Source organism: Streptomyces sp. NBRC 110611, assembly GCF_001590865.1.
Taxonomy (GTDB): domain Bacteria; phylum Actinomycetota; class Actinomycetes; order Streptomycetales; family Streptomycetaceae; genus Streptomyces.
In genome coordinates this window covers 234,784-261,251 of the sequence record NZ_BBUY01000001.1, presented here as the reverse complement: position 1 = coordinate 261,251, position 26,468 = coordinate 234,784, and the positions used below count along the sequence as shown (strand labels likewise).

The window sequence follows — 26,468 nt, the reverse complement described above, 5'->3', positions numbered from 1 at the left end:
CCCGCCAGCGGGCCGAGGCGACCCGCAGCCTGGAGCAGCTGCGGGCGTCGCAGGAGTCACTCAAGGCGTCCAAGCGGTCCGTCCAGCAGAAGCTGGCCGAGGCGCGGCAGCTGCTGTCCCGGCTGACCGCCCAGGAGAAGGCCCGGCTGGCGGAGCTGGAGCGCCGGAAGGAGGCGGAGGCCCGGCGCAAGGCCGAGGAGGAGACGCGCCGGCAACAGGAGCGCGAACGCCGGCAGGAGCGGGAGCGGGAGCGCGAGCGGCAGCAGGGCGGCGGCAGGACGGGCGACGGCCACTCCGGTGACCAGTCCGGTGACCACTCCGGCGGCGGTACGGACGGCGGCCGGCCCGGTGGCGGCACCGGTGGTGGCACCGGCGGTGGCGGCTCCACCGGGGGCGCGTACTCCACCAAGGCCGGAAAAGCCCTTGCGTTCGCCCGCTCCCAGATAGGCAAACCGTACGTCTGGGGCGCGACCGGCCCCAGTTCCTACGACTGCTCGGGCCTGACCCAGGCGGCGTGGAAGGCGGCCGGGGTCGAGCTGCCGCGGACGACCTGGGACCAGGTCAAGGTCGGCGAGCGGGTGGCGACCAAGGACCTCCAGCCCGGTGACCTGGTCTTCTTCTACAACGACATCAGCCATGTCGGCATATACATAGGCGGCGGGAAGATGATCCACGCGCCGAAGCCCGGCGCCAGTGTCCGGGAGGAGTCGATCTACTACATGCCGGTCTACGGGAACGTCCGCCCGGCCTGAGCCACGAACGAAGACAGGGCCGGAGACATCAGGTCCAGAAACTTCAGGGCCGGATGCATCAGGCTCGAAGACATCCGCCGCAAGACGCTTCCATCAGGTCCAGAGCAGCGCGATGAAGATGTTGGCGACCGTGAGCGCCCCCACCGCGCCGAAGAGCGGCTTGGCGACCTTCTCCTCGTCCCGCTTGACGTAGACCAGCGCCAGGATCACCACCAGGATGGCCATCTTCACGCCGATCTTGACGTTGTTGACGGTGTGGTCCTGGGCCTGGTGGAGGCCGACCAGCGCGATGCCGGTCACCAGCATCGTCAGCGCGCCGTGCAGCATGGCCGGGACAAAGCGCGCGGTGCCCGCGCCCATCGCCTTCATCTGGGTCAGGAAGCCGCCCAGCAGGGAGGCGATACCGATGATGTGCAGGGCGACGAAGACATTGATCACTACGTCCATGGTGCTGGATGGTATCCGCCGCATAGCACGACACTTCCGGCAGGGCGTGCACAATCGTCGCTTCGGTCACGGCAGACCGGTCCCGGCCGTACGGCCATGGCGCCGCGGTCAGCCGCTTATCGACGTCGGTCGAAACCGAACAATCCCGGGCAAGGCGGCTCATTCCCGCTGCAGCCAGGTCTAGCGTCCTCCTCCAGGCGGCCGGCTCACCGCCGTCGCCGGACTCCGCACCGGCGTCCGTCGGCCGCCCCGCCGGGAGGTCCGGCGGCGGTCCGCTCACTCGTGACGGACCACCGCCGGGCCCACGGCCCGCAAGGGAAGGAAGTGACGGCCACCGTGGCCTCGCACCGCAAGCCAAGACAGCATCCGCTTGCCTCGCTCATCGGCCGCGGCCCGCGCGGCTCGCGCATCGCCCGACTGGCCGCCACGCTGGCCCTCGCGGGCGCCGCCACCGCCACCGCGCTCGACGGCACCGGCCAGGCCGCACCACACCCCACTCCCGCCCAGGTCAAGAACCGGATCGACGCGCTGTACCAGGAGGCAGAGGTGGCCACACAGAACTACAACGGCGCGAAGGAAGCCGCCGACACGGCACGCGAGGAGCTGGGCAGGCTGCAGGACGAGGCCGCCCGCCGGACCCGGAAACTGAACGCCGCCCGCGCCGAGCTGGGCGCCATGGCGGCGTCCCGGTACCGCTCCGGCGGCGTCGCCCCTGCCGTGCAGCTGCTGCTCTCCGCCGATCCGCAGCGCTATCTGGACGGCGCCGCGGTGCTGGAGCGGGCCGGCAGCCATCAGGCGGCCGCGGTGACCGGTTACGCGCGCCGGCTCGGCAGCGTGCGACAGGTCCGCCGGCAGGCCGAGGACACCACGCGGCGGCTGGCGGCCGCCGAGACCAGACTGAAGAGACACCGGGTCACCGTCGTACGGAAGCTGGACGCCGCCGAGCAGTTGCTGAGCCGGCTGACCGCGGAGCAGCGGCGGCTGATGGCACACCAGGACTCCTCCGACGACGCGGCGGACACCGGCCACGAGGACCAGCAGACGGGACGCGGGGACGGCCTCCTCGGCGGCATCCCGGCCGGCTCGCCGACCACCGCGGCGGCCGGGGCCGTCGCGCACGCCCCCAACTCCCGTGCCGCACGCGCCGTTTCCTTCGCCTTTGAGGCACTCGGCAAACCGTACGTCTGGGGGGCCACCGGCCCATCGGCGTACGACTGCTCGGGGCTGACCCAGGCCGCCTGGAAGTCCGGCGGCGTCGCCCTCCCCCGCACCACCTACACCCAGATCAGCTCCGGCCCCCGCATCAACCGTTCCCAACTCGCCCCCGGCGACCTGGTGTTCTTCTACTCCGGCATCAGCCATGTCGGCCTCTACATCGGCGACGGCAAGATGATCCACGCCCCCCACCCGGGCGCACCGGTACGCATCGCCCCCATCGACCAAATGCCCTTCGCAGGCGCCACCCGCCCGGCATAACCGACGCGTCGCGCGGGGCCGGACGCGTCGCGCGGGGCCAGATGCGTCGCGCGGGGCCAGATGCGTCGCGCGGGCCGGGGCGCTGGGCTACGGGAATACCTCCCGCCCCCGATTCGTTGTGGCCCCGCAGGGGGCGCTCGTATCCCTTAGGGGATCTGTTCGAACTCCCCCTAGGGGACGGCCAACCCGTCACTCACGGCTTGAGCTGGTGGCCGAGCCAGCGGAAGATCTCGGGGATCTGCTGCCGCCAGACCGCCGTGGTGTGGCCGCCCGCGCTCGCCGGGATCAGCTGGACGTTGATCGTCGTCGGCGGCTTGGCGAGCTGGCGGAGGCCTATGCCGGCCTGGTAGCCGTCGCCCGTCGCGCCGGAGACATACAGCGCCGTACGGGGCGGCTTACCGGCCGCGTTGGCCGACTTCAGGATGTTGAGCGGGTTGGACTCGACGCGCAGCTTGGGGTCCTTGCCGGCGAGCGAGTCCGGTTCGAGGGCCGGGTTGTTGTAGCCGGACATGGCGACCGCGGCGCGGTAGCGGTCCGGGTGGGCGAGCGCGAGCTTGCTGGCGCAGTGCGCGCCGGCCGAGTAACCGGCCAGGGCCCAGGAGTCCGGTGTGTCGCCGACGCGGAAGTTGTCGGTGACCATCTTGCGTACGTCGACGGTCAGCCAGCTGTCGGCGTTGGCCTTGCCCGGGATGTTGACGCACCCGGTGTCGGCTCCGTTGATGATGTTCGTACGGGGTGCCACCAGGATGAACGGCTTGACCTCACCGCGCTGCATCAGCGGCTTGAGCTGCTCGGTCACATGCAGTGACCCGAACCAGGCCTTCGCCGAGCCGGGGTAGCCGGGCAGCAACTCGACCACCGGGAACTTCTTGTCCTTGTAGGCGGGGTCGTTGTACTGCGGCGGAAGCCAGACGTAGACCTCGCCCGTCACACCCGAGATACGGCCCTGGAGATCGGTCATCTGCACGCCCTGGCCCATCCGCGGGTCATCCGCCGGCCGGAACTGCTGGAGCTGTTTGGGCTCGTCCTCGACCTGCTTGCCACCCATGCCGTCCGGACCGAGGTCCTTGGCCGCCGCGACATGGCTGTCGGTGCCGAGCAGATCACCCCACGTGTCGTAGAGGTTGTTGGCGTTGTTGACCAGGACGAAGACCAGGGTGATGGCCGTGACCTGGGCGAACAGCAGCATGAGCAGCCGGGCGAAGCCGCGCACCAGGGCCGGCCCGGATATTCGGGTCCACAGGGCGAGCGGCAGGACGACGGCGACGATCAGCAGGGCGACCGAGGTGAGGAAGAAAGGGGTGCCCGTCAGGCTCATCGGGAACTCGCTTCCAGGACAGCTATGCGAAGGACGTGGGGGGGTGGTTCGGGCCCCGCCCTCCGGCAGTGAGCCTCTCCGCGCCCTTAGAGGAGATCCGCGCGGCCCTGGTTGCCCGACTTGAGGCTTCTTTACGCCGTCGTGGCCAACGTCACCTCCTCGTCCGTCCCTGGTCTCGGCTCTTCTCCCTCCCCGGTCGGGCCCGGCGGTCGGTCCTTGTCCGCCGGTGTTCCCGTGGTGCGCCATCGGCCCGGTACCGGCGCCCACCCGGTCCGGTCTGTATGGCGTCGGTGCAGGTCAAGACGCCGATTCGAGGTCAGACCAGACGGCGGGCGGCTGCCCAGCGCGTCAGCTCGTTGCGGTTGGAGAGCTGGAGCTTCCTGAGCACCGCCGACACATGCGATTCGACGGTCTTCACCGAGATGAACAGCTGCTTGGCGACCTCCTTGTAGGCATAGCCGCGGGCGATCAGCCGCAGGACCTCACGCTCGCGCTGGGTGAGGCTGTCCAGGTCCTCGTCGACCGGCGGGATGTCCGTCCCGGCGAAGGCGTCGAGGACGAAGCCGGCCAGCCGCGGGGAGAACACCGCGTCGCCGTCGGCGACCCGGAAGATCGCGTTGACCAGGTCCGTGCCGGTGATCGTCTTGGTGACATAGCCGCGGGCGCCACCACGGATCACGCCGATGACGTCCTCGGCCGCGTCGGAGACGGAGAGCCCGAGGAAGCGGACCGGGCGGTCGGAGTCGGTCATCATCGCCTCGCTGCGGCGCAGCACCTCGACGCCGCCACCACCGGGGAGGTGGACATCCAGGAGGACGACCTCGGGGCGGGTGGCGGTGATGACCGTGACCGCCTGATCGACGTCGGCGGCCTCGCCGACCACCTCGATACCGGTGCGGTCGGTCTCACCGATCTCGGCCTGGACGCCCGTACGGAACATCCGGTGGTCGTCGACCAGCACGACCCGTACCGTCCGGCTCTCCGCCGCCTCGTCGCCGGCCTCGCGCTGCTGTGCGTCCTCGGTGCTCATATGTCTTCCGTCCGTCCTTCGGTGTCTGCTCCGTCATCATCCCGTGTCACGCGCGGCTCCGCGGCCTGCCGCCGCGGACCGCACCCGGTCATGGGTCGCTCTCCGTCGCCGCGCGCTCCATCTCCAGCTCGACGACCGTGCCGCCGTCGGGTGCGGAGCGCAGCCGGGCCGTGCCGCCATTGCGCTCCATCCGGCCGATGATGGATTCCCGTACGCCCATGCGGTCGGCGGGGACCGACTCCAGGTCGAACCCCGGGCCTCGGTCGCGCACCGAGACAAAGACCGTACGGCCCTCGACCTCGGCGAACACCTGCACCGGGCCGTCCTCGCCACCGTACTTGGCGGCATTGACCATCGCCTCGCGTGCGGCCTGTATCTGGGCGCCCAACGCCTCGTCCAACGGGCAGTCGCCAACGATCACCACCTCGATCGGGACGCCATGGTGGTCCTCGACCTCGGCGGCGGACCGGCGGACCGCCTCCGCCAGAGTCGACGGTTCTTCGTCCTCGTCCTTGCCGCGGCCCTCCGGTTTGTACAGCCAGGCGCGCAGCTCGCGCTCCTGGGCCCGGGCCAGGCGCGCCACCTCGCGGGGGTCGTCGGCGTTGCGCTGGATCAGGGTGAGGGTGTGCAGCACGGAGTCATGGACGTGGGCGGCCACCTCGGCGCGCTCCTGGGCGCGGATGCGCATCAGCCGCTCCTCGGAGAGGTCCTGCATCATCCGCACGAGGTAGGGCCCGGCCAGCAGCGCGACACCGACGATCACGGCGAGCGAGGCCTGCAGCACCGAGCCGAGGTTCCGCACCGAACCCTGGAGTACGACGATGCCGGTCACGCCGACACCGACGAGCAGTACCCCGGCCGCGCCGCGCAGCACCGGCAGCAGGGCCTTGCGGCGGCCGATCTCCAGCCATTGGGCGCGGCGGGAGTTGTCCGCCTGGCGCCACACCAGGGCCACACCGGCGCCGATCAGCAGTACCGGCCAGAGGTAGCCGTCGGTCCGGCCGAGCTGGAACCGCGAGGCGACGACGGAGGCACCGATCAGGAGCGCGATCAGCGCGACGACCTGGCCCTTGTCGGGTTTGTGCCGCAGCAGGCGCCGCTTCTCATGGGCCGGGGCGGGCAGGCGGTGCTCCACCCCGCCGACGCCCAGCGGGACGAAGAACCAGAACGCCGCGTAGAGGAGGGCGCCGAGGCCATCGGCCATGAAGAGGGCCACGAAGACGATCCGCACCCAGGAGACCGGCAGGCCGAGGTGCCCGGCAAGACCGCGCGCGACACCGCCGAGCAGCCGCCCTTCGGCGCTGCGGTAGAGCTTGCGCACGGGCGGCTCTTCGGGGTCCGGTACCGGGCCGTAGGTGGTCTCGGCGCGGGGCGGTGCGGTGGTCATGTCCCCGATCGTCACATGCTGCGGGGGCCGGCGGCATCAGGGTCGTCCCTGAGCCCGCCCCTGACGTTTCCGCCGAGCCGCTCAGGGGCGGATGTACGGGCGGGTCGGCCCAGCCGCCCACCTCTTCGGGCCGGGCCAACTCGTACGACGGCGTCAGCTCACCGCTCGGGCCGGCCCACCGTTCGGGGTCAGCTCTTCGGGTCGGCCCTGCGGAAGCCGTCCTTCACGTTCGAGAAGACCTTCTTGTAGGTCATCCAGTCGGCAGCCGGAGCGGACACGTAGATCGCGTACTCCCTGCCGCCCTCCCGCCCGAACCCGAGGTCGATGCCCCGGAACGTGCGGGCCCGACCCCCGAAGGTGAACTCCCAGATCGCCGCGGGGTCGCCCTGGAAGACGGTGTCCTGCATGCGCAGCCGGGAATAGACGGGGTACTTCCGCTTGAAGGCGGCCTCGACGTCCTTGAAGTGCCGCACCTGATCCCCCGAGGAGAAGTCCAGGACGCTCAGGGTGAGCTGCGCGTACTCGGACTTGGAGGCGTAGATGATCTGCCGGCCGCCGTCCTCGACCGCCCGCTTCCAGCCGCTGGGGACGGGGAAGCTGACGCCGAGCGCGGATTCGGTGACTTTGCGGTAGCCGTCGGGGAGGGGCGGCGGCGGTCCGATGCTGCTGTCCGGGGCGCTGGGGAGAACCGGGGCCGGGGCGCCCTTGTCGCCGGCCTGCTGGGACGTGCCGGAGTCGTCGTCGCGGTGCAGCAGGTACCAGGCGGTGCCCGCGCCGCCGCCGACGGCCAGCACCCCCACGACGCCCCAGGCCACTGCCCTGGCGGCGCGCCGCTTACGGGATACCGGGCCGGCCGGGAGCCCGTCCGTATCCCTACGGCCGTCGGCAGGCCGCCTGTCGGACGCGCCGTCCGGGGCGGACGGCCAGCCGGTCGCGGCGGCACCGCCGGTCCCTGTGCCGACGCCCGTACCCGCGGTGCCCATACCCCCGACGCCCGTACCCGCGGTGTCCGTGTCAGCGGTGTCCGTACCGGTGCCCGTGCTGCCCCCGGCGCCGCCCGGTACGTCTCCGGCTCCGCCTGTGCGGGGCACCGGACGGGTAGGCGCCTCCGGGTGCGCGTCCGCCGCCCCCGGTCCACCGGGTTCCACGGTCCCCCGTGCCAGGGGCGGCTGGACGATCCGGGCCGTGTCCGCGTCGGTCTCGGCCGCCCGGAGCGCCCGCTCGACGATGTCGGTCGTCGGCCGGTCCTCGGGTTCCTTGGCGAGCAGCGCCTCGATCAGGGGGGTCAGCGGTCCGCCGTTGCGCGGCGGCTCCAGCGGGTCCATGGCGATCGCGTACGCCGTCTCGACCGCGGTGTTCTTCCGGAACGGGGCCCGTCCTTCGACCGCCTGATAGAGCGTCGCACCCAGCGCCCACAGGTCGGAGGCGGGCCCCGGAGTGCCGCCCTTGACGCGCTCGGGCGCCAAGTAGTCGATGGAACCGACCAGCTCGCCGGTCTTGGTCAGCGTGGAAGCGCCGGTGGCAACGGCGATACCGAAATCGGTGAGCACGACCCGGCCGTCGTCGCCCAGCAGGACATTGCCCGGTTTGACGTCGCGGTGCAGCACACCGGCGGAGTGCGCGGCGCGCAGCGCGGCGACCATGCCGCGGCCGATCCGGGCCGCCTCGCGTGGGGGCACCGAACTGTTGGTCCGGGCGGCCTCCTTGATGGCGTCGCCGAGCGTCGTGGAGGGGACGTACTCCATGACGATGCACGGCAGCCCGGCGTCGTCCACGACGTCGTGCACACCCACCACATTGGGGTGGTTGATGCGGGCTGCGGCCTGCGCCTCCCGGGTGGTGCGCTCATGGCGGGTCGCCAGTTCGTCCGCGTCCAGCTGCGGTGAGACATGGAGACGCTTGACCGCGACCTGACGGCCGAGGAGTTCGTCCCGGGCCCGCCAGACGGTGCCCATACCGCCCTGGCCTATCCGCTCGATCAGGCGATATCGCCCGGCGACCAGTCGTCCCTCGTCCACCGACGCCGCCTCCGTCACCGCACGCCCCTCCGGAAACCCGTACGCATCCCGGGCGCAACGATAGTCAACGGTGGCCGCGGACAGGCCGCTGCCCGCTGCGCGTCCGCCATGTTGTCCATCCGCGGGAGGGCGAGCGCGGGGCATATGCGTACCTGCGAGGGATTCGGGACCCCTGGGGCCTCTGGGACCTGAGGCGGCTCGGGTGATGCCGGCGGCGGATTTCTCGGGGTGCCGGCGGCGGATTTCTCGGGGTGCCGGCGGCGGATCTCAGGGTTCGGCCAGGGTTTCCACGGATGCCGTGCCGAAGCCGGTCTTGTCACCATGGCTTCATGAACGAAGCAGCCTCCGTCGACGAGCCGGCGCCTTCCGGCCCCGCCGGCTCCGCCCCGCCGCATGCCCCGCTGCGCCGCAGCCGGCGGAACAAGGTCCTGGGCGGGGTGTGCGGCGGGCTGGGCCGGCAGTGGGATCTGGATCCGGTGATCTTCCGGATCGTGCTCGCCGTCCTCTCCGTCGGCGGCATCGGCCTGATCTTCTACGGCTTCGCCTGGCTGCTCATCCCCCTGCACGGCGAGGACGAGAACGAGGGCCGCAGACTGCTCTCCGGCCGGGTCGAGGGGTCGGCGCTGACGGCGCTGCTCTTCGCGCTGGTCGGCTGCGGGCTGTTCCTGACGGCACTCGGCAAGGGCAGCACGATGCCCTTCGCCATCATGCTGGGGATGGCGGTGGCCGGTTCCGCGTACTGGTCGCGCCGGCGCCGGGAGGCGAAGGCCCAGGGAGCGGAGGCGATGGACGCCGCCACCGCCCAGGCCGTCGCCGACGCCCCGCCGGAGACCAAGGCGCCCCCGGCACCCGTGAGCCCCTCGTGGTGGCGCGGCCCGCACTCCAAGGAGACGGCCGGCCGGGCCTACCTCTGGGGCCCGGACACCACCGCTCTCCCCCTCGACATCACCTACCGGTTCGAGCACGGCGCCGCGCCGGCCGTCGCCCCGGACCGCGCGGGCGACCGGACCGGGCCGGACCGCCCGCCCGGTGTCCCGCCACACGGCGCGCACCCCGTCGGCACCCCGGCCGGCGGTCGCCGCGGCGGGCGGCCCCTCGGCAGCTGGACGTTCCTGCTCGCGATGCTCACCGGTGCCGGTACGGCCGTCGTCGTCTCCGGGCACGACGCCCTGGCGCCGTCCCTCCAGGCCGGGCTGGCGGCGGCGCTGGTCGTCTTCGGGCTCGGCCTCGTCCTCAGCGCCTGGTTCGGCCGTACGGGCGGCGGCACGGTCTTCATGGTCGTACTGACCGCCGCGCTGCTGGCGGGTGCCACGGTGCTCCCCGAGAACATCACCACCAACTGGCAGCGGCGCACATGGACCCCGACCAGCGTCGCCGCCGTCCAGCCGCACTACGAACTCGGCTCCGGCGAGGCGCGGCTGGACCTCGGCGAACTGCCCCTCACCAACGGCCGCACGCTCCACACCCGGGCATCGGTCGGCGCCGGCCGCCTCTGGGTGACGCTCCCCCGAGGCGTCACGGCCCGCCTCCACATCTCCCTCGGCTTCGGCGACATCCAGCTGCCCGGTGAGTCGCCGCACGACGTCGACCTCACGACCGGGGGCCAGGACCAGACCGTCACCCTGCCCGCCGACGGCCTCAAGAAGGGCGAGAAGCCGCGCGGCACCCTCAACCTCGATCTCGATGTCGGCGCCGGCCAGGTGAGCATCGAACGCGCTGCCCCGGCCCCTGCCCCGTCGCCCACCCCGCCGACCGCCCCCACCCGCCAGGGAGCCCCCCAGTGAAGCGTCACCCCTTCGAACCGGCCCGCCTGATCTGCGGCCTCGCCGCCCTCACCGTCGGCACCGCCTACGGCCTGGACGCCCTGGGCATCTGGCACGCCCCCGGCCTCTGGCTCTTCCTCGCCATCCCCGCCGGCCTCGTCCTGTCCGGCATCACCGCAGCGCTCTGGGCCACAGTCCGCCGCCACCGCAGCCAGAACGCCGACGAACCACCTATATCCCAGCGGGCCGAGGCCGCCTGACGCACGCCGCCCCCGGGCCGCCGCTTCCCCCCCCCGGACAGAACCTGACCGACAGGACCAACCCGCAGGACCTGCCCCACAGGACCTGACCCGCAGGACCTATCCGAACAGCTTCGCCCCGTGCCGCTTGCGGCGATTCGCCACGGCCGCGTCCACGGAGAACCTCGGCGTACCGGCCAGCAGCAGGGGGAGCCAGGCCATCAGATAGACGAGGTCGCTGCCGTAGTAATAGGGCGTGGTCGCCCAGCTCACGGTCAGCCAGTAGGAGAGGGAGAGCAGTGCACCGCCGAATGCCGCGAGCCGGCCCAGCAGGCCGATGAGGATACCCAGGCCCACCGCCAGTTCACCCAAGGCGATGGCGTAGCCGAAGCCCACCGGGCTCTGCTGCCCGAGGTCCACCAGCAGCGGGAGGGCCGCGGTGTGGTGGACCTGCCGCAGTGTCTCCCCCAGCGAACCCGCACCACCGGCTGCCAGGAACGCCGGATCCGTCAGCTTGTCCACGCCCGCGTAGAGGAAGGTGATGCCCAGAAAGGCACGTAGCGGTAGCAGCGCATGGCGGGCCAGCAGCGCGCGCAGCCAGGCGCCGGAACTACTGAAGCCCGCCCCTCCGCCGATGCCCGTCCCTCCCACGTCGGCACCGATCGAACGATTCGCGTGAACCACAACGTCCGCCTCCTCTCCATTCCCTTGCCACTGGCAGCAGAACGATTGTGCCGGTGCCCGGGGCTCAAGGGGAGGTACGTACGCGCGGGCGCAAGACGTTCAACGGACTGATGCACGTCGGGCGCCTGACACACACAGAATCGACACGCCGTCGGGGATGTCGGGGAGGTCTCCGAGGAGTGGGGTCGGAGCCAAAGCCGGAGTCAGTCCAGTACGTCGAGTGGGAAGCCGGCCGTCTCCACGCCGGCTGCTGTGATCACCCGGACCTCTACGCGGCCGGGCTCGACGTCGACCGGTACCGGGACCGTCAGCACCCCGTCCGTCGGGTTGGCGAAGCCCCCCGCCACCGGGACCAGAGGAACGGGGACGTGGACGCCGCCGATCCGTACGACGGTACGGGCGAGCCGGTCGGGTGTGGCGGCGCCCGGGGGGACGAAGCCGGTGCCGCGGATCTCGATGTCGTCACCCGTGCGGACGGGCGCGGCGAGATCGCCCAGTTCGCGGGAGCGGACGATGGACAGGATGACGGGACGGCCGCCGCCCGCCGACTTCCCCGCCAGATACGTCACCCCGGAGAGGAAGGCCAGGGCCACCAGCCCCCAGGGCAGTCGCGGCAGCCCATCGGGCCGTTCGGCCAGCCGGACCACGGCGAGCGTCAGCACGACCGCGTTGACCAGGGCGTACTGCACATCGAGGAGACTGGCACGCCCGGCGTCGTCCGTCAGCAGGTCGGCGGCGCGAGGCCGCTCCGCGGGGACCTTCTGCAGCCGCCCCGACCGCACCCGCGTGGCGACCAGCCCGTACGCCAGCACCGCGACCCCGCAGGCGAGGGCGAGGGTCGCCAACAGGGCACCGGAACGCTCCAGTTCCAGGCCGTTCAGCAGACGGCGCCGCACCCGCGGGCCGGGCCGCGCCGCCAGTTGCACGGCCAGCATCAGGACGGCGTACAGCACCGCGGTCGCCCAGGCCGCCACCACCGTCCGCGAGGTGGACAGCCGGCCGTCCTCGCCGATCAGCGGCGCCATCGCCCCGCCGTGCGCACGGTGCCGCCACGCCGCCAGCGTCAGCACCAGCGCGAGGACGACGGCCGCGACCAGGCCGGCCGTGCGGGTCACCGTCCAGCCCGTACCGATGGCGGTCAGCGCCTGCACCAGCAGCAGCGCCGCCACGGCGATCCAGACCAGCAGCAGGGTGGACCACCGTACGGCGGTGAGCCAGGCGATCCGCTCGTCGGCCCTGCGCTGCGCCAGCTCACGGGCGGACAGGGTCAGTTCATCGGATACCCACTGCCGGGCGGCACCGGCGGAGCGGGCGAGCCCCGACGGTACGCCGCGGCCCGCCGCGAAGTCCTCGCGCAGCGCGATGAACGCGGCGAGCGCCTTCCGATGCCCCGTCCGGGCGCCGTGCGGACACCGTCCGCATCGGCACTCGCCGCCGTCGGCGCGCAGCGCGCCACTCCCCTTCGGCCCGCTCGTTCCGGCCATCCTGCCCGCCGCTTCAACCGACACGTCCGTTACCGCCCCGCGACCGCTTGCCATCAACTTGTCCTGCGCGAAAGGGAATTGTGCCGCAAACGGACGGGCCGGATATCAAATGTCCAGCTGGTGGCGGGTGGTGTGGTGCGGCGGCACGTTGACGCCGGTACGCGGATCCGCACACCTGATCGTCGGCCGACCACGCAAACCCGATACTTCCCCCCTTTGGGCGAACCGAGGTGATGCGACGGCTGAGCACCCTCCGCCGCGCGCAAGCTCTCGCCGTGTGGCAGATAACCAGATTCCAAGGCCGGGGCGGCAGCGGGGGCGGGGGCGGACGCCTGGCCCGGATCGCGGTCGGGGCCGTGGTCCGGACCGCCGCCGGGACGCTGGCCGCCGCCCTGCTCCTGCTGGCCGGCGTCGTCGCTCTGTCATCCGTCGCGCCGCCGGCGTCCGCTCATGACGGGCCCGGCCGGCCCAACCACCCCAGCCCCCACCGGCCCCACCACTCAAGCCAGTCCCACCGGTCCAAGCAGTTCACCGGACCGAACCGGCCGCTCTCCGGGGACAATTGCTCCTTCGCCGGGACCCGTCCCCCGGTGCACGTACCGACCGGCTTCCCGATGCCACGCGGCTGGCGCTTCCCTTGCACCAAGGCCAAGCACCCACCCGCGCCCATCCGCCCGCCGGCACCTCGCCCACCCCAACCGGCACCGCCGCCCCCACCACCACCCGCGCCCCCACCGCCACCACCCCCGCCACCGTCTCACCACCCCCGTCCGGCTCCCCCTCCCTCACCACCGCCCCCCTCCAAGACTCCCCCTCCTCCGCCCTCGCCCACCCCCGCCCTGCCCCGCAGCCACCCGCAGGCGTCGCGTTCACCCCACAACGGACGCTCCCTCGTGACCACGACCCTGCTGATCACCGCCCCGGCCGTACTGGCCGGCGCCGCCCTCCGTCCCCGTTCGAGCTCCTCGTCCGGTTCCTCCGGGCGCCGTTCCTCGTAGGAGGTCTCCATGTCGCAATGGCTGGTGCTGGGCATCGCCATGGCCGCGGTCTGCGGCGTCGTACTGATCATCACCGTCCTCAAGGAGCGCCGGATCGGCGAGGACGACGACCCGACCGAAACCCCCGATGTCATCGAGTACCTGACGATGATGGTGGGGGTGGTGTACGCGATCGTGCTGGGCCTCGCCATCGCCGGCGTCTGGGAGGCCAGGAGCGCCGCCCAGGACACCGTACGGACCGAAGCGCAGGCCCTGCACGAGGTCAGCGCGCGGGCACGGGCCTACCCCGTGCCGGTGCGGGACCGGATCCGCTCGGACGTCGCGGCGTACGCGTCGTACGTCGTGCACGAGGAGTGGCCGGTGATGGCCGAGGAGGAGCGGCTGACCCAGCGCGGCGCGGATCTGCTGGCGAAGGTACGCGCCGATGTCACCGACTACCGCCCGGCCAACGACTTCGAAGGGCAGTCCTACCAGCCGCTCGTGGACCAGGTGGCGGTGATCGACGCGGCCCGCAGCGCCCGTTCGGACGCGGCGGGCTCGACGCTGCCGGGAGTGGTGTGGTTCGGCCTGGTGATCGGGGGCGCGATCTCCATCGGGGTGATGTTCACCTTGCAGATCCGGCGGTCGGGGCGGGAGTTGCTGATGGCCGCGTTGTTCAGCGCGCTGATCGCGTTCCTGCTGTTCCTCGTCTGGGACTTCGACTCACCGTTCGGCCGGGGCATCAAGGCGGGTGCGGAACCGTTCCTGGATCTGCTCCCGCACGCGTGACCGGCCGACCGAGGTGACCGGGACGACCGGGATCACCAGGATCACCGGGACGACCAGGACGTTCGGGACGACCGGGACGACCGGTGCATGGTGAGCCGACAGCCCCGTCGGCTCACCGATCCCGTCGGCTCACCGCGCACCGCTCGCCCCATCAAAGAGGTCGGGCTCGCTCCGTACGATCTGCTGGTAAAGCGGCTGGTAGTTGATCCAGGCCACCAGATCGCTGCCCAGCTGCTCGCGGGTGCGGACGGCGTGGTGATGGTCGATCAGGACCGGTTTGCCGGCGGCCTTGGCGGTCATCTGCACCTGGCAGGAGCGCTCCATCGCGATGAACCACCACGCCGCCGCGTCCACCGAATCGCCGACCGTCAACAGCCCGCGGTTGCGCAGGATCACGGCCTTGTGCGGCCCGAGCGCGGCCGCGATCCGGCGGCCCTCGTCCTCGTCCACGACCACGCCTGTGCAGTCGTCGAAGAGCGCGGTGTCCTCGTAGAACGCGCAGGCGTCCTGGGTGATCGGATCCAGCGGCTCACCGAGGGCGGACAGCGCCCTGCCGTACGTGGAGGGGCTGTGGGCCGCGGCGATCACGTCGGGGCGGGCCCGGTGGACCTGCGCATGGATCATGAACGCCGCCTGGTTGACGTGGTGGCGGCCCTCGACGACCCTGCCCTCCGCGTTCACCAGGACGAGATCGCCGACGGTGACGTGCCCGAAGGGCACCCCGAACGGGTTGGCCCAGAAGCAGTCGGGGAACTCCGGGTCGCGGACGGTGATGTGGCCCGCGACGCCCTCCTCGAACCCGAAGCGGCCGAAGAGCCGCAGCGCCGCGGCCAGCCGTTCCTTGCGGTGGCGCCGCTCCTCCTCGACGGTCTGATGCGCCGGCGGCATCGCGAAGTGCAGCTGCTCGGTGGGTACGGGCGTCGGCTCGGGCATCGCGGCTCCCCTCCCAGCCTGCGGCTCTTGATGCTCGGTAGGCAAGCTACCGGCAGCTACCGCAGGTAACCAGACCTCGGTGAGTCGCGGAACGAGCGTCGTCGGTAGTCAGTCGTCAGCGCCCCCTGTTGATACCCGTGAGGTCGATGTCGACAGGGAAAGGGACCAGCACCTTGAGCCGATTGCGATAGATACCCGTCCCTGTGTACATCTCGGTAGCCGGATCCAGCTCGTAGACGTAGACGACGGGCAAGCCGTCGTCCTTCTCCACGCGCCAGTAATGTGCGACCCCGGCGGCTGCGTACTTACGCGGCTTCACCTCGCGGTCCCGCTCCAACGAGTCTTCCGAGACGACCTCGATCGCCAGGACGACATCCTCGGGCTTGAACCAGGTCTGGTCGATACCCGTGTCTGCCTCCGCTCGATACACGAGAAGATCAGGCTCCGGCCGGTTCCTCTTGTCCAACTTGATCGTCATCTCGCGGTCGACCTCTAGGTCACCTGGCATCTGCGACAGGAGGGCGTTCTCCAGCAACCACATAGTGCGGGTGTGGAACTTCAGCTGCGGACTCACGAAGACGAGACTCCCGTCGATCAGCTCTGTGTGCGGAGGAAGGTCCGGAAGCCGATCAAGGTCGTCCGCGGTCCAGCCGCCCGGCGGCGGGACGGGGTACTTGTAGTGCTCGTCCAGCTCGCCATGGTCGTACTCAGGTGCGGCGCTCATAATTGCTCCCATACGACGGAGTCTCGCCTCTGGGACCAGAGTAGCGAGCAGATAAGACAACGCCGCCGCCCAAACGAATGAGCGACGGCGTCGGCGTTGGCCAGGGAGAGACCTACCGGAAGGTCACTCCCACTCGATCGTGCCCGGGGGCTTGCTGGTGACGTCCAGGACGACTCGGTTCACGTCCGGGACCTCGTTCGTGATGCGGGTGGAGATCTTCGCCAGCACCTCGTACGGGAGGCGCGACCAGTCGGCCGTCATGGCGTCCTCGGAGGAGACCGGGCGCAGCACGATCGGGTGGCCGTACGTGCGGCCGTCGCCCTGGACGCCCACGGAGCGGACGTCGGCGAGCAGCACCACCGGGCACTGCCAGATGTCGCGGTCCAGGCCGGCCGCGCTCAGCTCCTCGCGGGCGATGGCGTCGGCCTCGCGCAGCAGGTCGAGACGCTCGCGCGTGACCTCGCCGACGATGCGGATGCCGAGGCCGGGGCCGGGGAACGGCTGGCGCTGGACGATCTCGTCGGGCAGGCCCAGCTCGGCGCCGACCATCCGGACCTCGTCCTTGAAGAGCTTGCGCAGCGGCTCGATGAGCTCGAACTCAAGGTCCTCGGGGAGGCCGCCCACGTTGTGGTGGGACTTGATGTTGGCGGTACCCGTGCCGCCGCCGGACTCGACGACGTCCGGGTAGAGCGTGCCCTGCACCAGGAACTTCACCGGCTGGTCGCCCGGGGCCGCGGCGACGATCTCGGCCTCGGCCTGCTCGAAGACCCGGATGAACTCGCGGCCGATGATCTTCCGCTTCTCCTCGGGGTCGGAGACCCCGAGGAGCGCGTCCAGGAACCGCTGCTGTGCGTCGACGACCTTCAGCTCGACGCCGGTGGCCGCGACGAAGTCCTTCTCGACCTGCTCGGTCTCGCCCTTGCGCATCAGGCCGTGGTCGACGTACACGCAGGTCAGCTGGGAGCCGATGGCCTTCTGGACGAGGGCGGCGGCAACCGCGGAGTCCACGCCGCCGGACAGCCCGCAGATCGCGCGCTTGGTGCCGACCTGGGCCCGGATCGCCTCGACCTGCTCCTCGATGACGTTGCCGGTGGTCCACGACGGCTGGATGCCGGCGCCCCGGTAGAGGAAGTGCTCCAGGACCTGCTGGCCGTATGTGGAGTGCATCACCTCGGGGTGGTGCTGCACGCCGTACAGCTTCTTCTCGTCGTTCTCGAAGGCCGCGACCGGGACGAGGCTGGTCGAGGCGGTGACCGTGAAGCCCTCGGGGGCGGCGCTGCACGCGTCGCCGTGGGACATCCACACCGACTGCTCGGCCGGGGTGCCCTCGAAGAGCGTCGAGCCGGGCTTGCTGACGGTCAACGGGGTACGGCCGTACTCACGGGCGCCGGTGTTGTCGACGGTGCCACCGAGGGTGGTGGCCATGAGCTGGAAGCCGTAGCACATGCCGAAGACCGGGACACCGGCTTCGAAGAGGGCGCGGTCCAGGCGGGGGGCGCCCTCCGCGTAGACCGACGAGGGGCCGCCGGACAGGATGATCGCCGCGGGGTTCTTGGCGAGCATCTCGGCCACCGGCATGGTGGACGGCACGATCTCGCTGTAGACCCGGGCCTCACGGACACGGCGGGCGATGAGCTGGGCGTACTGTGCGCCGAAGTCGACTACGAGGACGACGTCCGGGGCAGCGGGGGGCGCTGATGGCACTTCGGCGGCCTTCCGGCGGTGGTGGAGCGGGGTTGGACTTTCGATTCTAACGGGCTCATACTGTGGCCCATGTTCCAGCAGCTGACCTTCGTCTTTACCTATGGCACCGGCCCGTCCGGCTGCCGTGGTCGTGCTGCTTGATCCACTGACGAGCGAACTTCCCAGGCGCCCCGGGCCGACAAGGTCCGGGGCGCCTGTCGTTCGTTCTGGACCGGTCATCGGCTCCGGGGACGCCCATCCCAGGTCACGCACCCCAGGAGACACGACATGAGCACGGATATGAGCGCGGACATGAGCACGGGCATGAGCACCGAGGCCACCAGCCGTACGGTCATGACCGCCCCCGGCACCGGCGCACGCACCCCGGAGGCGGCCGGGGTCATCACGGACGCCCGGACCCGGATCGACGATCTCGACGGCCGGATCATCGGCCTCGTACAGGAACGGATGGCCGTCTCGGCGGTCATCCAGCGCGAGCGCATCTCCTCCGGCGGACGGCGGGTGAACCTCGCGCGTGAGATGGAGATCCTCGCGCACTACCGTGACCAGCTCGGCAGGCCCGGCACCGCCCTGGCCATGACGCTGCTGGAGCTGTCCCGGGGGCAGATCTGACGGCCACGGGCGCCGAGGAGGCGGACCGCGGAGGCAGACCGCGGAAGGGAGCCTCGTGCGCCGAGCGTAGGCGAGCGGTCACGGGCGCCGCGGCCCGTCACAGGCGCGGCAGCGGGGTACGCGCCCGGCGCAGCCGCCGGATCTGAGTTCGGTCGCCGACTCACCCGTACGGCGCGTGACCGGCCGCCGCGAGGCTTCGTTGTTCCCGGTGCCACGCCAGCCAGGCGCGGCCTGCAGGACTACGCGTAGACGCCGCCCCGCGGGCGGAATCCCGGAGCGATGAGACGCCGGCCGCTCACCACGGTCCGCGTCGTGGGACCTCGCTCCGTTGCCGTGGCCGGTCAGCAGGGGACAGCAGCCCGGTCACAACCGATGGGGTGGTCGGTCCTGGGGACGCCCGGGACCGACCGCATCCCGTCGAAACGGTTGCGCCGGGTGAGGCGTATCCAGCACGATGCTTGACGAGCGACGGACCGTCTCTGGTCTGGACTTTTGCACTGCCATTGGTCCGACCAATGCGGTCTCCGCACCGGTCTCCGCACCGGTCTCTGCACCATCGAGTACGGCCCAGTACGACCCCCGCACCACCCATGAGCCAGCGGCGCTACCCCCCCCCCAGCGCCGCCCGTCGGTGCCGGCGCTGCCCTGACGCCGGCACCGAAAGCCAAGGGCCCCGTGGCCGTCCGCGCACCCCCTAGCGGACGGTATCCGGGGCCCTTCGCTGTGCGTCCCCTGAGCGGAAGCGCACGGCCCGAGCGGGAGTGCAACGCCCCTGGGCGGGAGTGCGCGGCCCCTAGGCGGAGGCGGGCGGGACGGACGGGACGGGCAGGAACGGCAGGTTCAGGGCGCCGTAGGCCTTGGCCGGGACGGCGGGGTGGAGCGGTTCGACCGGGGCCAGTCGCCGGTAGGGCCGGCCCTGGGCCGGGCGCGGGTCCGGCTCGCCCTTGTTGGGCCAGAAGGACATCGCGCGTTCGGCCTGCGCGGTGATCGTCAGGGACGGGTTGACACCGAGGTTGGCGGAGACCGCGGCGCCGTCGACGACCGAGATGCCCGGATGCCCGTAGAGGCGGTGGTACGGGTCGATGACGCCGGTGTCGGCCGAGTCGCCGATCGGGCAGCCGCCGAGGAAGTGCGCGGTGAGCGGAGTGCCCATCAGCTCACCGATGTTGGAGCCCGCGAAGCCGTTGATCTCCTCCGCGAGCAGGGTCGCCGCCCGGGTGGCCTCCGGGATCTGGTTCGGGTTCGGGGCGCCGTGGCCCTGGCGCGCGGTGAGCAGGCCCTTGCCCGGCCCCTTGGGCTTTCGGTACGTCGTCAGGGAGTTGTCGAGGGACTGCATGACCAGTCCGATGATGGTGCGCTCCGACCAGCGGCGGTTGGACAGCGAGCGCGCCGCCAGCCAGGGGTGCCGGGCCAGGTGCGCGAGCCAGCCCACCACTCGTCCCGCCGGCCGGTAGGGAACCTGCAGGATCGTCAGCCCGCCCATGGAGTTGGAGCCCTTGCCGTAGCGGACCGGCTCGATATGGGTGTTCTCGTCGGGGTGGACCGAGGACGTGATGGCCACGCCCTTGGTGAAGTCGACGCTGCGCGCGCCGTGGCGCTTGCGGTAGCGCCGGTTGTCGGTCTGCGCGCCCACCAGCGCTTCGGAGTTGGTACGGGTCAGCGCGCCGAGCCGGCCGGAGACGTAGAGGAGGAGCCCGCTGTCCTTCATGCGGTGGAGCAGGGTCTGGGTCCCGTACGTGCCGGCGGCGAGGACGACGCGCCGGGCGGTGAACATCCTGCCCGCGCCCTTCTTCCGGTCGTCCGTCGGCAGCGTACGGACTGCGAAGCCGCCCCGTGAGTCCTCGGTGAGCGCGACGACAGTCGTCATCGGGTGGATGACCGCCCCGGCCTTCTCGGCCAAGTGGAGGTAGTTCTCGTTGAGGGTGTTCTTCGCGCCGTGGCGGCAGCCCGTCATGCACTCGCCGCACTCGGTGCACGCCCGGCGAGCGGGCCCCGCACCGCCGAAGTAGGGGTCCTCGACCTCCTGTCCGGGCCGTGCCGTGACCGTACCGTCGGCGTCTGCACCGTCTCCGAAGAACACCCCGACCGGCGCCATGTGGAAGGAGTCGCCGACGCCCATGGCCTCCGCGGCCGCCTTGAGGTGGACGTCCGAGGGCGTCATGGTCGGGTTGAGCCGTACCCCGAGCATCCGCCGGGCCTGGTCGTAGTACGGCTTCAGCTCCTCCTGCCAGTCGGTGATGTCCTTCCACTGCGGGTCGTCGAAGAACGCCCTGGGCGGTACGTAGAGAGTGTTGGCGTAGTTCAGGGAGCCGCCGCCGACCCCGGCGCCCGCCAGGACCATGACATTGCCGAGGAGGTGGATGCGCTGGATGCCGTAGAGGCCGAGCGCCGGCGCCCACAGGTAGTTCTTCAGGTCCCAGGAGTTCTTGGGGAGCGTCTCGCGGGTGAAGCGCCGGCCGGCCTCCAGGACGCCGACCCGGTAGCCCTTCTCCGTCAGCCGGAGCGCCGAGACCGAGCCGCCGAAGCCGGAGCCGACGACGAGGACGTCGTAGTCGTATCCGTCGAAGTCGTATCCGTCGGAGTCGTATCCGTCGGAGTCGTATCCGTCGGAGTCGTATCCGTCGGAGTCGTATCCGTCGCTTTCGGTGCCGTCCGCGGCCTGGTGCCGGTTCTGGACGGAATTCTCCTGGGGCACTGGCCCTCCTGGTCACCTGAGTCGGAATGCCTTCATCGCGCGCAGGCTGCGGGTCATGAACCGGGCGTACTTCTCGTCGGTCATCCCGAAGGACGGGGCCAGCGGAAGCACCCGCTGCTGAGCGACGGTCTGCGACTCGGTGTACTTGAGGATGCCCTCGGAACCGTGCCGACGGCCCAGACCCGAGTCCCCCATACCGCCCATAGGGGCCTGGACGCTGCCGTAGCAAGCGGCGTAGGACTCGTTGACGTTGACCGTGCCGGTGCGCAGCCGTGCGGCGAGGGCGCGGCCGCGGCGGCCGTCCTTGGTCCAGACGCTGGCATTCAGGCCGTACGGCGTGGCGTTGGCGAGCGCCACCGCCTCGTCCTCGTCGCTGAAGCGGTAGACGGAGACGACCGGGCCGAAGGTCTCCTCGTCACAGACGGCCATGGGGCTCTCGACGCCGTCGAGGATGGTCGGCTCGTAGAAGTACGGGCCGATGTCGGGGCGGGGGCGGCCGCCGGCGACCAGCTCCGCGCCCTGGGCGACGGCCTCCTCGACATGGCGGGTGACGGTCGCCAGCTGCCGCTCGCCGACCAGTGAACCCATGTCGGCGCCGTACGCGAGGGAGTTGCCCAGCCGCATCGCCTTCGTGCGGGCGGCGAAGCGCCGGAGGAAGTCGTCGGCGAGGGACTCGTGGACGTAGAGCCGCTCTATGGATATGCACAGCTGGCCCGCGGAGGAGAAGCAGCCGCGGACGGCGCCGGCCGCGGCCTTCTCCACATCGGCGTCACGGAGCACCAACATGGCGTTCTTCCCGCCGAGTTCGAGGGAGACGCCGACCAGACGGGCGGCCGCGCCCAGGGCGACCTCGCGGCCGGTGCGGGTCGAGCCGGTGAAGGAGACGTAGTCGGCGTGCTCGACGACGGCGGGGCCGACGACCGGGCCCTCGCCGATGACGACCTGCCAGACATCCTCCGGCAGTCCGGCCTCGATGAGCTGCTCGCGGGCCCACAGCGCGGTCAGCGCGGTCTCCGTGTCGGGCTTCATGACGACGGCGTTGCCCGCGGCGAAGGCCGGCAGGGCGTCGCCGACGGAGAGTTCGAGGGGGTAGTTCCAGGGCGCGATCTGGCCGACCACCCCTCGCGGCTGCCGGAGTTCGGTGACCTTGGTGAGGGCCGGCACGACGCCGGTGTGCCCCCTGGGCCGGAGGTAGGCGGGGCCCTTGCGGCCGTAGTGGCGGGCGGCGACGGCGACCGCCTGCACCTCCTCATGGGCGTGCAGCCGGGCCTTGCCGGTCTCCAGCTGGATCAGGTCGAGCACCTCTGCCTGGCGGCGCAGCACCAGGTCGTGGAAGCGGAGCAGGACCGCGGCACGCTGCCGGACCGGGACTCTGGCCCAGCGTTCCTGGGCGGCGCGGGCGCGGGCGAAGGCGGTGGCGACGTCCTGGGGGGTGGACTCGGGCAGGTCGGCCAGCTTTTCGCCGGTGAACGGGGTGTGGCTCGCGGTACGCCCTCCGCCGCTGACCACGCCGCGGGTCAGCCGGGCGGCGACCTCGGGACTGACCACATCGGCGGCGGTACGGGTGCCGGGCGGGGCGACGAGGACCGGGTTGCCTGCGGCCGGGGCGGCGGGGGGCTTGGCGGGCGCGGGGGCCTGGGCAGCCTCCGTGGGGGCGGCGGGGGCCCCGTCGGTGGCGGAGGCCTCGTCGGCGGTGGAGGCTGAGGTTCCAGTGTCCTGCGAGTCCGTCATGTCGGCGAGCGTATTCCTCCCCGGACGCTTTGTGTACCCGGCAGTAACGGGTTTTCCCCCGGTATCCGCCATCGCGCCGGCAGCTGCTGGCCGCAACGGCTCTGGGCTGGGCCGACGGGCCGGGAACGGCCGGTTTCCCCGACGGGCGCGGGGAGTTGGATCTCGTCGGGGACGACGGCGTGCAGCATCCCACCCGGCGCGGGCGGTACCCCGTCCCCGCCCGGCGCGGGCGGCGCCCCACGACCGGACGGCCGCTCTCCACGCCCGACACACGGAGTGGAACCTCCACCGGGTCCCGCGCCGTCCTTGACACAGTGAGGCTGCTGTACGGGACGGGCCGGTGCGGCGGCTGCGGCAGGCGGAGCGGGGGTCGGTCATGGTGATGCGGGACGGTGGAACAGTGGACGTCCGTCCGGGCACCGACCCCGGCCGGGCCGCTCCCGAGCACTACGGCGCCTATCGGGTGACCGCGGTGAGCCTGGCGCTCTACGCCGGCGCGCTGATCGCCTGGATGGTCCACGGCATCACACAAGGGGACGGCGGGGTCGGGGACTTCCTGGAGGGACTGTTCAACCCCGGCGCGTCCACCGACCCCCACACGCTCGGTCCGTACGAATGGTCCTTCACCGCCATGCTCCTGGTGGTGGCGGGGCTCGCCCTGGCACAGCGGCGGATGGCCCGGTCCGCCGCACTGCTCTCGGCGGTGCTGCTGCTCGCCGGGACGCTGCCGGAGGCCGTGGGCCTCTTCGACGCCGGCTACCGCAACGGGTACCGGAGCGATCCGCTGGGCGGCTGGGAACTCGCCACCCATGGGCTGGGGCTGGTCGTGGCGGTGTCGGTGCTCTGCGCGATGCTGCCCGCCGCGGAACGGCGGGGCGGGCCCGGGACGGACCGGCGGGCCGTGGGTCCGGAGGCCTGCCACCGTCGCGCGTCCGTGGTCAGCGGGGTGCTCTTCGTGGTGCTCGGCCTGGCCCGGCTCGGCTGGACCGTACGGACTCTGACGCACGGCGAACTGGAGGTGTCGCACTATCTGCGCGGGGTGGTCGACGGCTCCGTCGTGGGCACGCCGGGCCTGGCGCCGCCCGCCGGGTTCACCACCGTCAGCTCGGTGGTGGTGCTGCTGGTCCTGGGGCTGCTGGCGCTGCGGGCGCGGCACGATGTCCGGGGCGCGCTGCTGGTGTTCGCGGGGGTCGAGCTGTACATGACCGTCCGGACGGTGGTGGGACTCACCGTGACGGGGTACTTCAACCGGTCCTTCGAGACGACCGAGGGCGCCCTGTCCATGGCGACCACCGCGTACGCCTTAGCGGCCATGACGTCGGTGGTCGTCCTGGCGACCGGCCGCGGCTCCGGCCCGTACGGCGGACAGCGGGCGGAGGGCTTCCGTACGGCACAGGCCGGTCGCTCCTAGGGCCTGCCGCCGGGGCTGCGTGGGTGGGGATCCCTCCGGACCGCCCCGCCGCGCGCCGAAGACGGCCGCCACGTGTGGGGGGCGCGGCGGCCGTCGATGTGAACTGCAACGCGTCCCGGGCTCATGGCCTCTTCAGTGGTGCAGCATGTGAACCACTCTGCCCGTGGGGACTCCCCCACGGCATCCTCCCGAGGTCGCGGGCTCACCCCCGCCGCTCGGCGGGGGTGGGGGTCCGTCGCAGGGCTGGGCAGTCGTAGGACAGGGGCTGGGCAGTCGTAGGACGGGGGCGGAGAGGTACGGAGTCGCGCAGCGCCGGGCGGTTCCGCGAGCTCGGAAGGGTGCGGAGGAGAAAGGGGCGGCCGGTGATCCGTGTCGCTGTGGTGGACGACGAACGGCTGGTCAGATCCGGGCTGCGGATGATTCTGGGGACCGCCCCGGACATCGAGATGGTCGCGGACTGCGGTGGCGCGGAGGCCGTGGAGACCGTGTTGCGCTGCGCCGCCGAGGTCGTTCTGCTCGACATCCGGATGCCGGATGTCGACGGGCTGACCGTCCTGCGCGGCCTGCGCGCCGCCCCCGAACCGCCGGCCGTGGCAATGCTGACCACCTTCGACGCCCAGGAGTATCTGACCGCGGCGCTGCGCGAGGGCGCGGCCGGGTTCCTCCTCAAGGACTCGGATCCGGAGCAACTGGTGCGGGCCGTACGGACACTGGCCGCGGGCGGCAGTGTGCTGGATCCGGGGGTCACCCGGGCGGTGATCGGGGGGTATCTGACCGCCGAGGGCCAGGCCGCCGCGGCGCGCGCGGTGAGCGGGCTGACGCCCCGGGAGTCACAGGTGCTGGCCCTGCTCGGCGAGGGGCTGGGCAACGCCCAGATCGCCGACCGGATGGGGCTGGCCCCCAGTACGGTCAAGGACCATGTACGGGCCCTGCTGGGCAAATTGGGCGGGATCAATCGCGTACAGGCGGCGATCGTCGCGGACCGGGCGGGCCTGGTGGCGGATGGTCCGGGGGGCACGGGGTGAGGCCGGGGCGCGGGCGGGCGTCCGGGCGCGACGCGACGTACGGGCGGGACGCAGCGGACGGGCGGGCCGCGGCGGACGGGGCGCGGGGACAGCGGCCGCGCGGGGTCGCCCCAAGGATGCCGGCGGTGGTACCGGTGGTGGTACCGGTGCTGCTGGCGATCGCCGACGCGGTGCTGGTCAACGACCTGGGGATGGCCCTGGAGCTGGGTGCTTCGATGGTCGCCGCGGCAGCGCTGCTGCTGCGCCGGCGGTTCCCGCTGCTGGTCTTCCTCGGCACCCTCCCCGGTCTGTACATCGGCTACATCTGGTTCGCACCGATGATCGCGCTCTACACGCTGGCCGGCCGGCGGCCCGGCCGGGTCCGGCTGGGGATCTGTGCGGTACTGCTGATCGCGGCGCACTTCTTCCCGTTCCCGATCTCCGACTTCGAGCTCGCCGAGTACCGCGACAACGCCCTGACGCTGATCGACGCCGGTGTGACCTCCGCCGCACCGATCGCCCTGGGCCTCCTGGTGCGCACCCGTCAGGAACTCGCCTCCCGGGTCGCGGACCTGACCCGCAGCCGGCAGCGGGAGGACACCCTGCTCGCGGAACGGATCAAGACCACCGAACGGGCCCGGCTCGCCCGTGAGATGCACGATGTGGTCGCCCATCAGGTCAGCCTGATCAGCCTGCAGGCGGGGGCGGTGCAGGTCAGCACGGCGGACGAGACGGCGCGGGCGGGTGCCCGGACGATCCGGGAGCTGTCGGTGCGGACGCTGGAGGAGCTGCGGCACATGGTCGGCGTCCTGCGGGCGAACGGCGGCGATACGGAGGAGACGCGTGATCTGGCGCCGCAGCCCGGTCTGGCGGAGCTGCCGCGCCTGATCGAGATGAGCGCGCTGGATGTGACGTACGAGGGCTGCGCGGACTCCGAGGAAGGGGCGGTCGCCGGGGCGAGCGGCGCGAAGACCGTGGAGCGGGCCGCGTTCCGTACGGTCCAGGAGGCGCTGACGAATGTCCGCAAGCACGCGCCCGGCGCGCGGGTACGGGTCCGGGTGGATCCGGTGGACACCGGGCTGCGGGTGGAGATCCGGAACGGGCCGGCGGACGCGTCGGCGACGGCGCCGGCGCTGCCGGGCGGCGGCCACGGCCTGGTGGGGCTGCGTGAGCGGGCGCAGAGCCTCGGCGGGACGCTGGAGGCGCGTCCCACGCCCGACGGGGGCTTCGTCGTACGCGCGGAGCTTCCGTACGGGCGGAGTTCCTGAGCAGAGATCGTGAGCGGGCGGA

The 26,468-nt window shown here is 71.8% G+C and carries 21 protein-coding genes; 9 read left to right on the top strand and 12 right to left on the bottom strand.

The window, feature by feature from the left end; all coding sequences use genetic code 11:
- The coding region (locus AZE13_RS01165) for a C40 family peptidase (protein ID WP_181690216.1) at nucleotides 1–752 on the top strand (752 nt) is incomplete at its 5' end.
- A gap of 93 nt (nucleotides 753–845) precedes the next feature.
- Here AZE13_RS01165 and AZE13_RS01160 read toward each other — a convergent pair.
- A complete protein-coding gene (locus AZE13_RS01160) occupies nucleotides 846–1,199 on the bottom strand; it encodes a hypothetical protein (RefSeq protein ID WP_066927068.1) in 354 nt (117 codons plus the stop codon).
- Between the two features lie 324 nt (nucleotides 1,200–1,523).
- On the opposite strand from AZE13_RS01160, the gene AZE13_RS01155 reads away from it, so the two are divergent.
- The gene (locus tag AZE13_RS01155; protein WP_066925633.1) at nucleotides 1,524–2,675 is read left to right on the top strand and encodes a C40 family peptidase; all 1,152 of its coding nucleotides are present in this window, start codon (nucleotides 1,524–1,526) and stop codon (nucleotides 2,673–2,675) included.
- Between the two features lie 193 nt (nucleotides 2,676–2,868).
- Here the strand turns inward: AZE13_RS01155 and AZE13_RS01150 are convergent, their stop codons facing one another.
- The 4 genes from AZE13_RS01150 to AZE13_RS01135 all read right to left on the bottom strand — a co-directional run bounded on the left by AZE13_RS01150 (nucleotide 2,869) and on the right by AZE13_RS01135 (nucleotide 8,365).
- Nucleotides 2,869–3,993, bottom strand: coding sequence for an alpha/beta hydrolase (locus tag AZE13_RS01150; protein ID WP_066925630.1), 1,125 nt, complete (start codon nucleotides 3,991–3,993; stop codon nucleotides 2,869–2,871).
- A 316-nt stretch (nucleotides 3,994–4,309) separates the two neighbouring features.
- Entirely contained in the window at nucleotides 4,310–5,023 is a 714-nt protein-coding gene (locus AZE13_RS01145; RefSeq protein ID WP_066925627.1) for a LuxR C-terminal-related transcriptional regulator, read from the bottom strand.
- 88 nt (nucleotides 5,024–5,111) lie between these two features.
- Complete coding sequence (locus AZE13_RS01140; protein ID WP_066925624.1) at nucleotides 5,112–6,410, bottom strand: ATP-binding protein; 1,299 nt, start codon at nucleotides 6,408–6,410, stop codon at nucleotides 5,112–5,114.
- 188 nt (nucleotides 6,411–6,598) lie between these two features.
- The gene (locus AZE13_RS01135) at nucleotides 6,599–8,365 is read right to left on the bottom strand and encodes a serine/threonine-protein kinase (RefSeq protein WP_411293917.1); all 1,767 of its coding nucleotides are present in this window, start codon (nucleotides 8,363–8,365) and stop codon (nucleotides 6,599–6,601) included.
- 392 nt (nucleotides 8,366–8,757) lie between these two features.
- On the opposite strand from AZE13_RS01135, the gene AZE13_RS01130 reads away from it, so the two are divergent.
- Both AZE13_RS01130 and AZE13_RS01125 read left to right on the top strand, forming a co-directional pair.
- Entirely contained in the window at nucleotides 8,758–10,212 is a 1,455-nt protein-coding gene (locus AZE13_RS01130) for a PspC domain-containing protein (protein WP_066925617.1), read from the top strand.
- Nucleotides 10,209–10,451 (top strand): hypothetical protein, encoded by a 243-nt coding sequence (locus AZE13_RS01125; protein ID WP_066925614.1) that lies wholly within the window; start codon nucleotides 10,209–10,211, stop codon nucleotides 10,449–10,451. Before AZE13_RS01130 ends, AZE13_RS01125 begins: the two co-directional genes overlap by 4 nt.
- Before the next feature lie 99 nt (nucleotides 10,452–10,550).
- Here AZE13_RS01125 and AZE13_RS01120 read toward each other — a convergent pair whose 3' ends face one another.
- Nucleotides 10,551–11,114: a TQO small subunit DoxD gene (locus AZE13_RS01120; protein WP_079123575.1), complete on the bottom strand. Its 564-nt coding sequence runs from the start codon at nucleotides 11,112–11,114 to the stop codon at nucleotides 10,551–10,553.
- A 203-nt stretch (nucleotides 11,115–11,317) separates the two neighbouring features.
- Nucleotides 11,318–12,598: a hypothetical protein gene (locus tag AZE13_RS01115; RefSeq protein WP_066925611.1), complete on the bottom strand. Its 1,281-nt coding sequence runs from the start codon at nucleotides 12,596–12,598 to the stop codon at nucleotides 11,318–11,320.
- Between the two features lie 1,007 nt (nucleotides 12,599–13,605).
- On the opposite strand from AZE13_RS01115, the gene AZE13_RS01110 reads away from it, so the two are divergent.
- Entirely contained in the window at nucleotides 13,606–14,364 is a 759-nt protein-coding gene (locus tag AZE13_RS01110) for a DUF4239 domain-containing protein (RefSeq protein ID WP_066925608.1), read from the top strand.
- Nucleotides 14,365–14,493: 129 nt separating this feature from the next.
- Here the strand turns inward: AZE13_RS01110 and AZE13_RS01105 are convergent, their stop codons facing one another.
- The 3 genes from AZE13_RS01105 to guaA form a co-directional block, all read right to left on the bottom strand.
- Nucleotides 14,494–15,297 carry a class II aldolase/adducin family protein gene (locus AZE13_RS01105; RefSeq protein WP_066925605.1) on the bottom strand — a complete coding sequence of 268 codons (804 nt, stop codon included), beginning with the start codon at nucleotides 15,295–15,297 and terminating at the stop codon, nucleotides 14,494–14,496.
- 115 nt (nucleotides 15,298–15,412) lie between these two features.
- A complete protein-coding gene (locus AZE13_RS01100) occupies nucleotides 15,413–16,021 on the bottom strand; it encodes a Uma2 family endonuclease (RefSeq protein ID WP_066925602.1) in 609 nt (202 codons plus the stop codon).
- 123 nt (nucleotides 16,022–16,144) lie between these two features.
- On the bottom strand, nucleotides 16,145–17,725 hold the full coding sequence (guaA, locus tag AZE13_RS01095) for a glutamine-hydrolyzing GMP synthase (RefSeq protein WP_066925598.1): 1,581 nt from the start codon (nucleotides 17,723–17,725) through the stop codon (nucleotides 16,145–16,147).
- A 303-nt stretch (nucleotides 17,726–18,028) separates the two neighbouring features.
- Here guaA and AZE13_RS01090 point away from each other — a divergent pair, with 303 nt between their 5' ends.
- The gene (locus tag AZE13_RS01090) at nucleotides 18,029–18,337 is read left to right on the top strand and encodes a chorismate mutase (protein ID WP_107288236.1); all 309 of its coding nucleotides are present in this window, start codon (nucleotides 18,029–18,031) and stop codon (nucleotides 18,335–18,337) included.
- 793 nt (nucleotides 18,338–19,130) lie between these two features.
- Here AZE13_RS01090 and AZE13_RS01085 read toward each other — a convergent pair.
- A complete protein-coding gene (locus AZE13_RS01085) occupies nucleotides 19,131–21,032 on the bottom strand; it encodes a GMC family oxidoreductase (protein ID WP_066925592.1) in 1,902 nt (633 codons plus the stop codon).
- 12 nt (nucleotides 21,033–21,044) lie between these two features.
- Nucleotides 21,045–22,763, bottom strand: a complete 1,719-nt coding sequence (locus tag AZE13_RS01080; RefSeq protein ID WP_066925589.1) for a succinic semialdehyde dehydrogenase — start codon at nucleotides 22,761–22,763, stop codon at nucleotides 21,045–21,047.
- Between the two features lie 400 nt (nucleotides 22,764–23,163).
- Between AZE13_RS01080 and AZE13_RS01075 the strand changes: the two genes are divergently transcribed.
- From AZE13_RS01075 to AZE13_RS01065, 3 genes are all read left to right on the top strand, one after another.
- On the top strand, nucleotides 23,164–24,174 hold the full coding sequence (locus AZE13_RS01075; protein WP_258527523.1) for a hypothetical protein: 1,011 nt from the start codon (nucleotides 23,164–23,166) through the stop codon (nucleotides 24,172–24,174).
- 362 nt (nucleotides 24,175–24,536) lie between these two features.
- Complete coding sequence (locus tag AZE13_RS01070) at nucleotides 24,537–25,199, top strand: response regulator (protein ID WP_066925586.1); 663 nt, start codon at nucleotides 24,537–24,539, stop codon at nucleotides 25,197–25,199.
- Between the two features lie 116 nt (nucleotides 25,200–25,315).
- Nucleotides 25,316–26,446 carry a sensor histidine kinase gene (locus AZE13_RS01065; protein WP_066925583.1) on the top strand — a complete coding sequence of 377 codons (1,131 nt, stop codon included), beginning with the start codon at nucleotides 25,316–25,318 and terminating at the stop codon, nucleotides 26,444–26,446.
- Nucleotides 26,447–26,468 lie beyond the last annotated feature (22 nt).

Coding starts and splice junctions, on each gene's coding strand:
- AZE13_RS01160 (WP_066927068.1), bottom strand. CDS start 1,199: ATGGACGTAGTGATCAATGTCTTCGTCGCCCTGCACATCATCGGTATC.
- AZE13_RS01150 (WP_066925630.1), bottom strand. CDS start 3,993: ATGAGCCTGACGGGCACCCCTTTCTTCCTCACCTCGGTCGCCCTGCTG.
- AZE13_RS01145 (WP_066925627.1), bottom strand. CDS start 5,023: ATGAGCACCGAGGACGCACAGCAGCGCGAGGCCGGCGACGAGGCGGCG.
- AZE13_RS01140 (WP_066925624.1), bottom strand. CDS start 6,410: ATGACCACCGCACCGCCCCGCGCCGAGACCACCTACGGCCCGGTACCG.
- AZE13_RS01135 (WP_411293917.1), bottom strand. CDS start 8,365: ATGGGCACCGTCTGGCGGGCCCGGGACGAACTCCTCGGCCGTCAGGTC.
- AZE13_RS01130 (WP_066925617.1), top strand. CDS start 8,758: ATGAACGAAGCAGCCTCCGTCGACGAGCCGGCGCCTTCCGGCCCCGCC.
- AZE13_RS01115 (WP_066925611.1), bottom strand. CDS start 12,598: ATGGCCGGAACGAGCGGGCCGAAGGGGAGTGGCGCGCTGCGCGCCGAC.
- AZE13_RS01110 (WP_066925608.1), top strand. CDS start 13,606: ATGTCGCAATGGCTGGTGCTGGGCATCGCCATGGCCGCGGTCTGCGGC.
- AZE13_RS01105 (WP_066925605.1), bottom strand. CDS start 15,297: ATGCCCGAGCCGACGCCCGTACCCACCGAGCAGCTGCACTTCGCGATG.
- AZE13_RS01100 (WP_066925602.1), bottom strand. CDS start 16,021: ATGAGCGCCGCACCTGAGTACGACCATGGCGAGCTGGACGAGCACTAC.
- AZE13_RS01090 (WP_107288236.1), top strand. CDS start 18,029: ATGAGCACCGAGGCCACCAGCCGTACGGTCATGACCGCCCCCGGCACC.
- AZE13_RS01080 (WP_066925589.1), bottom strand. CDS start 22,763: ATGACGGACTCGCAGGACACTGGAACCTCAGCCTCCACCGCCGACGAG.
- AZE13_RS01065 (WP_066925583.1), top strand. CDS start 25,316: ATGCCGGCGGTGGTACCGGTGGTGGTACCGGTGCTGCTGGCGATCGCC.